Raw genomic sequence first — 14,480 nt, forward strand, 5'->3', positions numbered from 1 at the left:
CATTCCAATTGATCAATGCAGTCTTTCCCCCACCGTGGAGTCACCGACAATGCGCAACAAAAACAACACTGCAGTCCGCTTGACCGTACTGGCCACCGCCCTCCTCGGCGCGACTCTGGCGCACGCGGCGACTACCGTGACACCCGGCCAACTCAAGGTCGGCATGGAGATCACCTACCCGCCTTTCGAGTCCTATGACAAAGACAAGAACGTGGTCGGCTCCGACCCTGAACTGTCGGCATTGCTGGCCAAGCACATGGGGCACAAGGCCGAATTCGTTGACACCAAATTCCCGAGCCTGATCCTCGGCCTTAACTCCGGCCACTACGACGCGATCATTTCCGGCATGTACGTCACCCCCGAGCGTCAGACGCAGGCGCAGACCATCGCTTACGCCAAAACCGGCGCTGCGATCATGGTGCTCAAAGACAGCCCGGTAAAACCGAAAGTCCCGGAGGACCTCTGCGGCCTGAAAGTCGGCCTGGAAAAGGGCACAACCTGGGTAGCCCAATTCAACAAGCTGTCGACTGACTACTGCGTGCCAAACAATAAAGGCGCGATCGCTGTCAGCGAATTCCCATCGGCCCCTGAGGTGACTCAAGCGTTGCTGTCGGGCAACGTCCAGGCGCAAGTGGAAATCGACGGTGCCGCCGGTATGATCGCCGAGCACACCAAAGGCCGCGTGGTGGTCAGCACTGAACATTCGATCTACCAGCAAACCCTGGGTATCTTCGTCAAGAAAGGTAATGACGAGCTGTACAAGGCGCTGCTGACAGCGTTCGACGAAAGCAAGAAAAGCGGCGAATACGCAGCGCTTCTTGAAGAAGTACAACCTCGAAGAACCAACCGCTAACTGATTTATCCCCTGTTTGACCCGCCGGCTTCCTGCGAGGCCGGCGTTTTGAGGTGTCCATGCTATTCGATTGGTCCTACTTTTTTTCTCTGTTCTCCGTGTCGGACTTCTGGGAAGCCTGCATCACCGTCATCGAGCTCAGCGCCTTGGGCTGGTTCATCGGCATGGTGCTGGGTTTTCTGCTGGCGTCGGCCAAACTTTCGACTTCGCGCTGGTTGAGGGTGCCGGCGGGAATTTATATCTGGTTCTTCCGCAGCGTGCCGTTGTTGGTGCTGGTGGTGTTCGTCTATAACCTGCCACAACTGTTTCCGGTGACCCGCGATGTGCTGTCCAACCCCTTCTATTCCGGGCTGTTCGCCCTGGTGGTCACCGAAGCGGCGTACATGGCGGAAATCCATCGTGGCGGTCTGATTTCGGTGGCCAAGGGGCAGAAAGAAGCCGGCCGCGCGCTGGGTGTCGGCGTGATCGGCATGCAGCGCCTGATCGTCATCCCACAAGCCTTTCGGATTTCCCTGCCAACCCTGATCAACGAATACATCACTGTGGTCAAACTCACCTCGCTGGTATCGGTGATCTCGCTGACCGAAATCCTCACGGTGGGTCAGCGCTTGTACGCGACCAACTTCCTGGTGATGGAAACCCTGTCGGCGGTGGCGGTGTATTACGTGCTGATCGTCAGTGTGTTTGGCTGGCTGTTGCAGCGTTTGGAACAGTATCTGGAGATGAACAACCGCAAGCCGCAAACCCTCGACGACTTGGGTATGCGCAAACTGCGCGCCACTCTGGCTCCGCCGACACCTCAACCCCAAAAGCACGTAGGGCCGGGTGCAGCGCCTGCCTTGCAACTGAGCAATATCTACAAGAGCTACGGCCAGCACGACGTGCTCAAAGGCATCGATCTGGACATCAATTCCGGCCAGGTGATTTCCATCATCGGTCCGTCAGGCTCGGGCAAGACCTCATTGATTCGCACCATCAACGGACTGGAAAGCATCGACCAGGGTGAAATCATTTTGTTCGGCGAGAGCTTTATCCATGCCAGCGAAACCCCCAACAGTGCACAGATCCGCCGGGGCGTGCAGCGCATTGGCATGGTGTTCCAGAACTTCAACCTGTTCCCGCACCGCACCATCGTCGACAACGTGACCCTGGCGCCGCGTTACCACGGTCGCACTCAGCAATTGAGCGAACAGCGCGCCTATGCGCTGCTGGACAAAGTTGGCCTGCTGGCCCACGCCCACAAGTATCCGCATCAGTTGTCGGGGGGTCAGCAGCAGCGCGTCGCCATTGCCCGTGCCTTGGCGATGGACCCGCAGATCATGTTGTTCGATGAACCAACGTCGGCGCTGGACCCGGAGTTGGTGGGCGACGTGTTGAATGTGATTCGCGACCTGGCGAAAGAAGGCATGACCATGCTGATCGTCACCCATGAAATGGACTTCGCCATGTCGATTTCCGACCGGGTAATTTTCATGGAAGACGGCAATATTCAGGTCGACGCCACCCCACAAGTGATCCGAGCTCACGATGCCGGAGATCGGGTGCGGCAGTTTATGGGGTTGGTGGCTTGATGTGGGGTGTCATACAAATCGCCTGACCTTGTAGGAGCTGCCGAAGGCTGCGAACCCGGCGGCTCCTACAGTGGGATGTGTTGCTGTTACAGCCCCAACATCAACCCGCTCAGACGTTTGACCTTGCGCCGCAGCGCATCCTCGAACACGCCCTGGCGCGGTTCGATCAGGCTGAACCAACTCTTGGCGCGAGTGATGCCGGTGTAGATCAACTCCTTGGTCAGCACCGGATTCAACACATCCGGCAGGATCAACGCGGTGTGGGCAAATTCCGAGCCTTGGGATTTATGCACGGTCATTGCATACACGGTCTCCACATCATTCAGACGGCTTGGCAGGACGAAACGCACCCCACCGCTGCCATCGTTGCGAGGGAAAGCTACCCGCAGCACAGAGCGCCCGGTTTCACCCACTTCAGGCAGACGCAGGGCGATGCCGATGTCGCCGTTCATCAGACCCAGACCATAGTCGTTGCGCGTCATCAGCACCGGGCGGCCTTCATACCACTGCTGATCGCTGTCGATCAGCCGCGCATTGAACAACGCATGGGTGATGCGCTGGTTCAATGCCTCGACACCCCACGGGCCTTTTCGCACAGCGCAGAGTAACTGGAACGCGTCGAAAGCCTGAAGCACGGCGTGTGCCCATTGGGTCCATTGACTGTCCTCCAACGCCGTTTCATCAGCAGGACGCTGCTGCGCCAATACGCCCAGATAATGCCGATAGCCCTGTGGTCCATCGCCCAGTCCTTCCAGCAACAAACGCTCGAGGGATCGGTCTTGCTCACCCTTGAGCGACAGTGCGTGCACATCCTTGTAGTTGCGGGCGTTCAGTAAGGCGCGGGCCTCTTCGACCTGCTGCTGGTTGACCAGCCGGGACAGATGGCCAATACCGCTGCCCTCTACAAATCGCCGGGAGTAACGCAACATCACCACTTGTTGCGCCAACGGGAAATTGCTCTCGTTACCCGCCAGCAGCCCGCCTTTACCAAGGTCCTCACCACTGACGGCCTGCAGCCAGGCTTGGGTGTGCGGGCTGTAACGACCGGCTTCGGCATCGCGACACAGATCGCCCAACACCGCGCCCGCTTCCACCGAGGCCAACTGATCTTTGTCGCCAAGCAAAATCAAGCGTGCATGGGGCGGCAAGGCATCCAGCAGGTTGGCCATCATTTCCAGGTCGATCATCGACGCTTCATCGACCACCAGCACGTCCAGCGGCAACAAGTTGCCCGCGTGATGGCGGAAGTGTCGGGTGCCCGGACGGCTACCCAACAATCGGTGCACCGTGGTCACGTCGCTGGGAATTTTCTGTCGGACGTCTTCAGGCACTGTCAGGTTTTTCACCTGTGCGCTGATGGATTCGGTCAAGCGCGCTGCGGCCTTACCGGTCGGAGCTGCCAGACGAATACGCAACGGTTGACCGCTCTCCACGGCCGGTGCCTGCAACAAAGCCAACAAGCGCACCACGGTGGTGGTTTTGCCGGTGCCCGGACCGCCGGTGATGATGCTGAACGCACCGCGAGTGGCCAGGGCGCAGGCCAGTTTTTGCCAGTCGATCAGTGCATCCGGAGCCGAGTCAGCCTTGCCGAACAAGGCGTCGAGACGCTGCGCCAGATCGTTGGGCGCGGCGTCCTGTAGGGCCAGGCGCTGACGCAACGCGCTGTCGATTCTTCGCTCGTAAGTCCAGTATCGACGCAGGTACAGGCGCCGATCCGACAATACCAAGGGTTTCTGTCCTGCCGCTTCGCTGTGATCTTCAGCCTGCGCCACCAATGAACTGGCCGCCAGCGCTCGGCACCAGTCCTCGCCGCTCAGCGCTTCGAGCAATTGCGAAGGCAGCAACATCGGTCCGGCCTGCACGTCACCTTCCGGCGGCAGGGACAAAGCAAAGTCGGGTTCTTTGAGGGTTTCGTAGAGATCAAGGCAGACATGCCCGTGCCCCAGTTGGTGGCTGGTCAGGGCGGCAGCAACCAACACCAGCGAATCGGCGCGTGGGTCCAGCTCACTGAGAAAGGCCACAAACGCCCGATCCAGCGCGCGCAACCAGCCACGCTCGACCCATCGTTCCAGCAATAACAGCAAGTCGTCGACCCGGGTCAGCGGCGTCAGATCGCTCAGGCTTTGCGCATCCAATGGGGTGGGCAACAGTTCGGCAAATGAGCGGATCATGCGAGCTCTCCTGGCAATAGATCATCCTGCGGCACGTCTTGGCCCTGGAACAGTTGGTCGAGGCTTTCGATCAGCTCTCGTGGTGGGCGGGTGAAATACGTGCCGTGACTCGACGCACGACTGCCGCGCAGGAACAGGTAGAGCGCGCCGCCGATGTGTTGGTCGTAATCGTAATCGGCCAGTCGCGCCTTCAATTGACGATGCAAGGCGAGCAGGTACAACACATATTGCAGGTCGTAGCGGTTATCCAGAATTGAGGTAACCATTGCCTGTTCGGTGTAGGACTCATCGTCTGCGCCCAGCCAGTTGGACTTGTAGTCCGCCACGTAATAGCGGCCCTGGTACTCGAACGTCAGGTCGATGAAGCCTTTGAACATGCCGTTCAGCGAAGCCGCTTCGGCAGGCGCTCGCGCTATGCCACCGTGGGTATGGCGTCGCACCAGGGTGTCCATGCGCGCAACATCGACTTTATGGCAGGCGAACCAGAACTCCATCTCGATCTGATACTGGCCCAAGTGACTGAGCGACATCGGCGGCTCATCGGCAGCTAATTGCATCGGTACGTTGAGCAGGTGCTGCATCCAGCCGGTCAGCGTCGGAATCCAGCCCTGCCAGCCGCGTCGGTTGCAACGGCTGCCGACGGCTTTTTCCAGCTTCAGCGGGTCGGCGGCGGCAGCTGCAAAGCCCTCGCGACCGGCCCATTCCAGCAAGCCGTGGAGGAAGGTGCCGGGATTCGGCCCGCGCGGGAATCGATGGATATCGCCACCACTGACCAATACTTCGCGCGGCGCGTCGGGATCGAGGCGTTCGTCATCGAACAGTTTTTGCGCCTGTGGGCTGTCGGGCGATTCGTCACCATCAGTCAGCCTGTCACCAATGCGCAAGGCGCTGTAGGACGCAATCCACCAGTTCTCGGCAGCACGGCGTTTCGGCTGACGCGGCTTGAGTAAGGTGGCTTCGTTGCGCGGCGGACTGAAGGTGTCAGTAGTCGGCACCGGCAGCGTCAGAACATTCACTGCCTCGCAGCCGGCGGCGAGGTCGCGCAGCCAGATGGCCAGCCCGACTGACTCAGCCAGTGCCACGCCGCCGCCGAGCAGGTAACCCAGTGCCGAACGGTGCAGTACCGAGCTGTTGCCCTGCCCGCGTTTGAGGTCGGTCACGCCCAGCCAGCAGGCGTGCTGCGCACGGGTCAACGCCACGTAGAGCAAACGCAGGTCTTCAGCGAGACGTTCATTGTCCGCCTGTTCGATCAGCGCTTCGGTCGGCTTCAAACTGATCTGCGCCGTGCCATCGGCATCGTGAAAATGCAGCGGCAGTCGGCTGCCATCCACCGGTTTCGACGAGCAAATGAACGGCAGGAACACCAAGGGATATTCCAGCCCCTTGGACTTGTGAATGGTCACCACTTTGACCAGTTGCTCGTCGCTTTCCAGGCGCAGGATCTGTTCTTCCCCCGCTTGTCCGGACAACGCCAGGTGTTCGCTGAGGTGGCGGATCAAGGCTTGTTCGCCGTCCAGTTCGGCAGCGGCTTGCTGCAGCAACTCGGACAGGTGCAACACGTTGGTCAGCACCCGCTCGCCGTCGTTACGACTGATCAACGCCTGCGGCAAATGGAAGTCGTGGAGCAGACGACGCAGCATAGGTAACACGCCCTGGGTGCGCCAGATCGTGCGATACCCACGGAACTGCATGACGCGCGCTTCCCACGCCAGTTCGTCCTGATTCAGACGCTCCAGTTCGGCCAGCGACAGGTTCAAGGTGATGCAGGCCAGCGCGCCACGCAGCGTACGCTCGGAGTCCGGTTCGGCGCAGGCTTTGAGCCAGGACAGCAGGTCGTGGGCTTCCTGGGCAGCGAACACTGAGTCCTTGTCCGACAGATAAACACTGCGCACGCCACGGGCCGACAGCTCGCCCCGAATCGCCTGCGCCTCCTTGCCATCGCGGACCAGAATCGCGATGTCCGCCGGCAATACGCCGCGAAGGTGTTCACCCGCTTTGGCAAAGCCGGCACGCCCTTGCTGGCCGTCGTTGAGTAAACGCACGATCTCGCTGGCGCACGCGGCGGCCAGTTGTTGGCGATAGATCGCTCCAGATACCGGCTGCTCACTTTGCAATTGCCAGACGTTCAGCGCGGGAAGTACCTGACCGTCGACCTGGAACACTTCCTTGCGTCCCTGGGAATTGACTGACACGAACGGCACTGGATTGCTCTCGCCTTCGCGGAACAGAAACGCGCCACGTCCAGTGGCGCTTTGTTCGGCGCGTTCGAAGACGTGGTTGACCGCTTTGACCATCGCGTGGCTGGAACGGAAGTTGGTGCCCAGTGTGTGCCAGCGGCCGGTGGTGGCCTGACGGGCGCGCAGGTAGGTGAAAATGTCGGCGCCACGGAAGGCGTAGATCGCCTGCTTGGGATCGCCGATCAGAAACAGGCCGGTGTCGTCGCTGCTTTGTTCGAGGCGGTAAATGCTGTCGAAAATCCGATACTGCACCGGGTCGGTGTCCTGGAACTCATCGATCAGCGCCACCGGAAACTGTTCGCGAATCAGCGTTGCCAGGCGTTCACCGCCGGCGCTTTTCAGCGCTGCGTCGAGTCGAAGCAGCATGTCGTCGAAGCCCATTTCTGCGCGACGACGCTTCTCTTCTTCAAAGCGCGCACCGACCCACTGCGCCGCGTGTTCGATCACCGCAGCATCGGGTGTCGGCAAGGCGTCGAGGGCGGCCTTGAGCGCCTGCATCGCTTCGAGCCCGGGGTGGAATGGCGGGTCACCTTTCCAGGCTTCGGCGAAACCGTCAGGCGTCAGGCGGGTGAAGCCGGTGCCAAGATCCAGCAGCTCTTGCTCGGCGTCGGCCGCCCACGCGTTGAGCTTTTCAAACCATGGCTTGAAGTAGCGCTCCTGCATCTTGCGGCCATCGACTGCTTTAAGGGCAACGGCGTCCAGGCAAATCGCCAGCAACTCGGCAGCCCAGTTGAGCCAAGGGGCTTTCAAGGCCTGCAAGGCTTCGCGTCGCTCCGCCAACGAGGCAGTAATCAGCTCGGCCGGCTCCCGCGTCGCCGGGCTTCGGTCGCTGCCGAACAACGCGCGAACCCTCGGTAATAAAGAGGCCGGGCTACCCCAGTTGGAGCGGACCCAGGTCAGCACGTCGTCGGTCATCGGGTAGCAAAAGCGGCGCCAGTAATCGCGCAGCACTTCACTGAGCAAGTCGCTGTGGTCGGTTTCCAGGGTTTGCGTGAACAGGCTGCCGCTGTCGAAGGCGTGCTCACGCAACATGCGCTGACACCAACTGTGAATAGTCGACACGGCGGCTTCGTCCATCCACTGCGCGGCGATGTCCAGGCGACTGGCACAGGTGGCCCATTGTTCGGGACCGAACTCCTCGCGCAATTGATTGATCAGGTCATCCGGTGCGGCGATTTCGCTACGGAAGAAGCGCGCCGCTTCCGCCAGCCGTGTACGAATTCGGTCGCGCAGCTCTTTGGTCGCCGCGTCGGTGAAGGTCACTACCAGAATTTGTGGCGGCAACAGTTCGCGACCAAAACCTGCGTCACCGCCATGCCCCAGCACCAGGCGCAGGTACAGGGCAGAAATGGTAAAGGTCTTGCCGGTGCCAGCGCTGGCCTCGATCAGCTGGCTGCCGTGCAGCGGAAAACTCAGGGCCAGCGGCTGATTTTTTGGAAGGGAAGTCATGCGCCGGCCTCCTCGGTGGACAGGGATTGCCAGGCGGCTTCGTACAGCGGTCGGTACAAGGTATCGCACCAACCCACGAACTCTTCACTGTCGATCAAGGCGGCGAAGTCCGGGAACTGGCGGGCCAGGGCCGTGCTTTCACGTCGTTCGCCATCAGTGTTCACACCATCTCCTTCATAGGCTTTGCAGGCCGCAGCCTGGGCTTTGATTTCATCACCTTGACCGAGCCAGGCAAAGGCGGTTTTGACGGCGACGGGCAAGGGGCGCTGCATGCCGATTTGCCACGTCATCAGCAGATTGTTGAGTACGTCGATGGCGGTGCTTTTCCCCAGGGGAGCCAGGAACAGCGTTTCATCACTGGCGACCACCGCGGTGCTCAGCGGAATGCCGCACGCGCAGGCGACTAGATGGTCGACCCACGGCCGCGTAAGGCGATGCCATTTGCGGGTTTTCTTCGAGCCGATGGCGTTCGGAATCGCGCTTATGGTTAGCAGCTCACCTTGCGCATTTTTATGCAGACCGCCGAGCCAACCGTCAAGACTGACCTTGCCGTGGCTGAAGCTGACCGGCAGCGCGCTGTTCAATGGCTCCGGCCACTGCTGCAGCAACGTGTGGTAACGCTGGAGTAGATCAGGCAACGGCTCGATCAACTCTTCCTGCAGGCGCGCGCCGAATCCAGCCATTGGCAACAAGCCACTGCCCTGTAAGCGGCGGGCTTGGGTCCGCAGGGCTTCGTCGACCTGGTCGGGGCGCGCCAGAGCGGCGTGCAATAGGCTGTCACTGAGGCTATAGCGTTCAAGTGCATCAAGAACGAAAGGCTCTTCGTCGGCCAGCGGTGCTTCGGCCACTTCGAAGTAAATCTTCAGACGCTGGCTGAAGAAATGCCGGACGGGGTTACGCAGAAAGTCCTGCAATTGCGCGAGGCTCAGAGGCTCTTCCTGTTCGTAGGTCGACAACGCCGAGACTTCGGCAGTGGGAGCCTGTACATCGTGCAGCATCTGCCATTCCCGGGCAAAGCTGAAATAGCCGGTGCCTTCATGGAAATAGCGGGCACTGAAGGGTTGCAGCGGGTGTTCGAGGGTGAGCTTTTCCAGCAGTTGCTCGCCAGGATTGTGTTTATGCTCGTCCTCGGGCTCGACCGCGCCGGCCAGCTTCCAACCGCTGGAAAGGTGGTCGCGCAACTGACCGATCAGTACCGACGCCGGGCGATCACTGTTGTCACGAATGCTGCGACCGACCCAACTGATGTACAGCTGATCGCGCGCGGACAGCACCGCTTCCAACAGTAGATAACGATCATCCTCGCGCCGCGAGCGGTCGCCGGGGCGGTAGTCACTGCCCATCAGGTCGAAGTCCAGCGGCGGTTGCGCCCGTGGGTAATCGCCGTCGTTCATGCCCAGCAGGCACACCAGTTTGAAGGGGATTGCACGCATCGGCATCAGGGTGCAGAAATTCACCGAGCCGGCGAGGAAGCGCTGCGATAAGCGCCCCTGATCGAGACCGGCGAGCCACGCCTCGCGAACCACGGTGAGTGGCAATTCGTCGAGCAGGCCAACTGACTCACAGGTTTCCAGCCAATTTTCGCGTAGCTGTTCGAGCTGGCCCAACAGGTAGTCGTCATGCTCGCTGTCGGCCTTGAAGAACAACTGCAATATCGCCTGCAAACGCGCGCCCCACACCTGCGGCGTGGCGGGAAGGGAGAGTTCAGTGTGAGCCACTTGCAGGGCGTCAATCAGCGATACCAGCGGACCGATCAGCGCCGCGTCGAGGCCGCCAATTTCATCGTAGGGTTCAATGCCATCACAGGCGGCGCCAGCACCCACTGCGTAACCAAGCAACATCCGCCGCAGACCGAAGTGCCAGCTGTTCTGCTCCAGCTCATCGGGCAAACCGAGACCGGCACGCTGCTCGGCGTTCAACCCCCAGCGCACGCCGGCGCCTTCGATCCAGCGGTGCAAGGTGGCGAGGTCGCGCTCCTCGACGCCGAAGCGAGCGCGCAATGCGGGCACGTCCAGCAGGTCGAGGATTTCACTGACCGGGAAACGGCTGTCAGGAATTTTCAGCAAATGCTCGACGGCAATCAGCAACGGCTCACGACCGCGCTGCCCCTGGTCTGCCAGGGTGAACGGAATGAAGCGACGGTCTTCACGTTCTAGCTGGCCGAACACCGCGCGAATGTGAGGTGCGTAACTGTCGATGTCCGGAACCATGACGATGACATCGCGAGGCCGCAAGTGGGGGTCTGCGCTGAAACGAGCCAGCAATTGGTCGTGGAGGATCTCGACTTCCCGTTGCGCGCTGTGGGCAACGTGGAAGCGGATCGAGCGATCTGTGTTTTGATCGACAGCCGACCACCGCTCCCTCGTTTCGTTGAGCGGACGCAGTTCGAGGATATCGTCCTGCAGCTGGTTCAGAATCGTGTGCGGTTCGCTGTCGCTGAACAGGTCGATACGCCCGTCACGGAAGGCGGCGCGATAACTGCTGGGATCGTCGTAGCTGTCCAGCAAGTTGATGTAGTCGCGGCCTTGTTTACCCCAGGCGGCGAGCAGCGGATGTGCATGTTGGTGCAAGGCATCCTGATCGAGGACCACGGGCATGCCGGTCTTGCGCGCCTGGCGTTTGTACTGGTGCCGCAGCAGGTCTTTATCGGCGACGATATCGGCCCAGTGGTGACGACACGGGTTATGTACGCAGAGTAATACTTGACTGAATTTAGCCAGCCCGGCCAAGGCTTCCAGCGCTTGAGCGGGGAGCGACGAGATGCCAAACACGATGACGCGAGAGGGTAGACCTTGCGGGGCTTCGGTCAGATTATTGATGCGCTCGATAAACCGCTGATGCACCCCAGCCCGACTCTGCGCCATGCCTTCGGCACCGACGTCCAGCAGCAGGGCGCGCCATAACTCTGCTTGCCAGCAATTGGCGGGGGTCAGGGGTTTGGCTTCGCCACGGACGTTACGCAGTTGATGGCGACCGGCAGCCCAGTCTTCAAGCCAGTCGGCACGGTACACCTGGTATTGGTCGAACAGGTCGGCGAGGCGTTCGGACAATTGATAACGCTTGCGCAGATCGGTGTCGGCGGTCAGAAAGCGTTGCAGTGGCTCGAAGTGCGGCTGGTCCATCAGCGAGGGCAGCAGTCGCATCAAGCGCCAGGTCAGCGGCGCTTTGTCCAATAGCGAGGCTGCAGGGATCTCATCGCGGCCGAGCACGACTCTGTAGAGTTGCCACATGAAACTGCCGGGGAGCTGAACATCTACTGCCGCCGCGATGCCACAGCCGCCGAGGTCATCGTCCTGAGGGTCTTCGGCCAAGGCCATCTTCAGCCACTGGGCGATGCCGTTGCTCTGCACCAGGGCGATTTCGTTTTCCAGCGGCGCCAGCGGATAACGCCGCATCCAGGACACCACCAGACTGCGCAACTCGTCCAGGCGATTGCCATGAACCACCATAAATCCAGCGCTGAGCGTCGATGTAGCCGGCATAGCTGCTTCCTTGACCGATACCGTCAGAGCGTGTCGCGTGTAGACGGTTCATGAAATGAATGAACACTGATTGCCGACATGTTACAGGTCTAATGCACCGGTTGCGCCTACAGGGATTTTGGTATTTCAGGGTTTTTCGCGCGCAAAAACAAAACCCCTGTTCGCGTTAGCAAACAGGGGTTTCGGAATTTAATCTTGACGATGACCTACTCTCACATGGGGAAACCCCACACTACCATCGGCGATGCATCGTTTCACTGCTGAGTTCGGGATGGGATCAGGTGGTTCCAATGCTCTATGGTCGTCAAGAAATTCGGGTACTGACACGTCTTTCAACGTTTCAGCAAATCGGGTATGTGATAGCAATCTGTGTGCTGCAAATTTTCGTCGTTTGCGTCTTCACACCTGCATTTGCTTGTCTCTAAGCAAATTGCTTGGGTGTTATATGGTCAAGCCTCACGGGCAATTAGTATGGGTTAGCTCAATGCCTCACAGCACTTACACACCCCACCTATCAACGTCGTAGTCTTCGACGGCCCTTCAGGGGACTCAAGGTCCCAGTGAGATCTCATCTTGAGGCTAGTTTCCCGCTTAGATGCTTTCAGCGGTTATCTATTCCGAACATAGCTACCCGGCAATGCCACTGGCGTGACAACCGGAACACCAGAGGTTCGTCCACTCCGGTCCTCTCGTACTAGGAGCAGCCCCTCTCAAATCTCAAACGTCCACGGCAGATAGGGACCGAACTGTCTCACGACGTTCTAAACCCAGCTCGCGTACCACTTTAAATGGCGAACAGCCATACCCTTGGGACCGGCTTCAGCCCCAGGATGTGATGAGCCGACATCGAGGTGCCAAACACCGCCGTCGATATGAACTCTTGGGCGGTATCAGCCTGTTATCCCCGGAGTACCTTTTATCCGTTGAGCGATGGCCCTTCCATACAGAACCACCGGATCACTAAGACCTACTTTCGTACCTGCTCGACGTGTCTGTCTCGCAGTCAAGCGCGCTTTTGCCTTTATACTCTACGACCGATTTCCGACCGGTCTGAGCGCACCTTCGTACTCCTCCGTTACTCTTTAGGAGGAGACCGCCCCAGTCAAACTACCCACCATACACTGTCCTCGATCCGGATAACGGACCTGAGTTAGAACCTCAAAGTTGCCAGGGTGGTATTTCAAGGTTGGCTCCATGCAGACTGGCGTCCACACTTCAAAGCCTCCCACCTATCCTACACAAGCAAATTCAAAGTCCAGTGCAAAGCTATAGTAAAGGTTCACGGGGTCTTTCCGTCTAGCCGCGGATACACTGCATCTTCACAGCGATTTCAATTTCACTGAGTCTCGGGTGGAGACAGCGCCGCCATCGTTACGCCATTCGTGCAGGTCGGAACTTACCCGACAAGGAATTTCGCTACCTTAGGACCGTTATAGTTACGGCCGCCGTTTACCGGGGCTTCGATCAAGAGCTTCGCGTTAGCTAACCCCATCAATTAACCTTCCGGCACCGGGCAGGCGTCACACCCTATACGTCCACTTTCGTGTTTGCAGAGTGCTGTGTTTTTAATAAACAGTCGCAGCGGCCTGGTATCTTCGACCGGCATGGGCTTACGCAGTAAATGCTTCACCCTCACCGGCGCACCTTCTCCCGAAGTTACGGTGCCATTTTGCCTAGTTCCTTCACCCGAGTTCTCTCAAGCGCCTTGGTATTCTCTACCCAACCACCTGTGTCGGTTTGGGGTACGGTTCCTGGTTACCTGAAGCTTAGAAGCTTTTCTTGGAAGCATGGCATCAACCACTTCGTCGCCTAATGGCAACTCGTCATCAGCTCTCGGCCTTAGACTCCCGGATTTACCTAAGAGTCCAGCCTACCACCTTAAACTTGGACAACCAACGCCAAGCTGGCCTAGCCTTCTCCGTCCCTCCATCGCAATAACCAGAAGTACAGGAATATTAACCTGTTTTCCATCGACTACGCTTTTCAGCCTCGCCTTAGGGACCGACTAACCCTGCGTCGATTAACGTTGCGCAGGAAACCTTGGTCTTTCGGCGTGGGTGTTTTTCACACCCATTGTCGTTACTCATGTCAGCATTCGCACTTCTGATACCTCCAGCAAGCTTCTCAACTCACCTTCACAGGCTTACAGAACGCTCCTCTACCGCATCACCTAAGTGATACCCGTAGCTTCGGTGCATGGTTTGAGCCCCGTTACATCTTCCGCGCAGGCCGACTCGACTAGTGAGCTATTACGCTTTCTTTAAAGGGTGGCTGCTTCTAAGCCAACCTCCTAGCTGTCTAAGCCTTCCCACATCGTTTCCCACTTAACCATGACTTTGGGACCTTAGCTGACGGTCTGGGTTGTTTCCCTTTTCACGACGGACGTTAGCACCCGCCGTGTGTCTCCCATGCTCGGCACTTGTAGGTATTCGGAGTTTGCATCGGGTTGGTAAGTCGGGATGACCCCCTAGCCGAAACAGTGCTCTACCCCCTACAGTGATACATGAGGCGCTACCTAAATAGCTTTCGAGGAGAACCAGCTATCTCCGAGCTTGATTAGCCTTTCACTCCGATCCACAGGTCATCCGCTAACTTTTCAACGGTAGTCGGTTCGGTCCTCCAGTTAGTGTTACCCAACCTTCAACCTGCCCATGGATAGATCGCCCGGTTTCGGGTCTATTCCCAGCGACTAGACGCCCTATTAAGACTCGCTTTCG

The 14,480-nt window shown here is 59.0% G+C and carries 4 protein-coding genes, 2 rRNA genes and 1 pseudogene (1 of these 7 running past the window's edge); 2 read left to right on the plus strand and 5 right to left on the minus strand.

The genetic code is table 11. The features are described from left to right. Positions 1-49 precede the first annotated feature (49 nt). A pseudogene (locus ACF0H7_RS27990) lies at positions 50-857 on the plus strand (ABC transporter substrate-binding protein). 55 nt (positions 858-912) lie between these two features. Beyond that, a complete protein-coding gene (locus ACF0H7_RS27995; protein WP_397450051.1) occupies positions 913-2,424 on the plus strand; it encodes an amino acid ABC transporter permease/ATP-binding protein in 1,512 nt (503 codons plus the stop codon). A gap of 86 nt (positions 2,425-2,510) precedes the next feature. Here ACF0H7_RS27995 and recD read toward each other — a convergent pair whose 3' ends face one another. The 5 genes from recD to ACF0H7_RS28020 form a co-directional block, all read right to left on the minus strand. Continuing rightward, the gene (gene recD / locus ACF0H7_RS28000) at positions 2,511-4,595 is read right to left on the minus strand and encodes an exodeoxyribonuclease V subunit alpha (RefSeq protein ID WP_397450052.1); all 2,085 of its coding nucleotides are present in this window, start codon (positions 4,593-4,595) and stop codon (positions 2,511-2,513) included. Beyond that, a complete protein-coding gene (recB, locus tag ACF0H7_RS28005; RefSeq protein ID WP_397450053.1) occupies positions 4,592-8,281 on the minus strand; it encodes an exodeoxyribonuclease V subunit beta in 3,690 nt (1,229 codons plus the stop codon). Before recB ends, recD begins: the two co-directional genes overlap by 4 nt. Beyond that, on the minus strand, positions 8,278-11,763 hold the full coding sequence (gene recC / locus ACF0H7_RS28010; RefSeq protein ID WP_397450054.1) for an exodeoxyribonuclease V subunit gamma: 3,486 nt from the start codon (positions 11,761-11,763) through the stop codon (positions 8,278-8,280). Before recC ends, recB begins: the two co-directional genes overlap by 4 nt. A gap of 193 nt (positions 11,764-11,956) precedes the next feature. Beyond that, positions 11,957-12,072: ribosomal RNA gene (gene rrf / locus ACF0H7_RS28015) — 5S ribosomal RNA — on the minus strand. A gap of 136 nt (positions 12,073-12,208) precedes the next feature. After that, positions 12,209-14,480, minus strand: a 23S ribosomal RNA gene (locus ACF0H7_RS28020) (it continues 619 nt past the right edge of the window).

The organism is Pseudomonas sp. NA-150, from assembly GCF_044336365.1.
Classification (GTDB): domain Bacteria; phylum Pseudomonadota; class Gammaproteobacteria; order Pseudomonadales; family Pseudomonadaceae; genus Aquipseudomonas.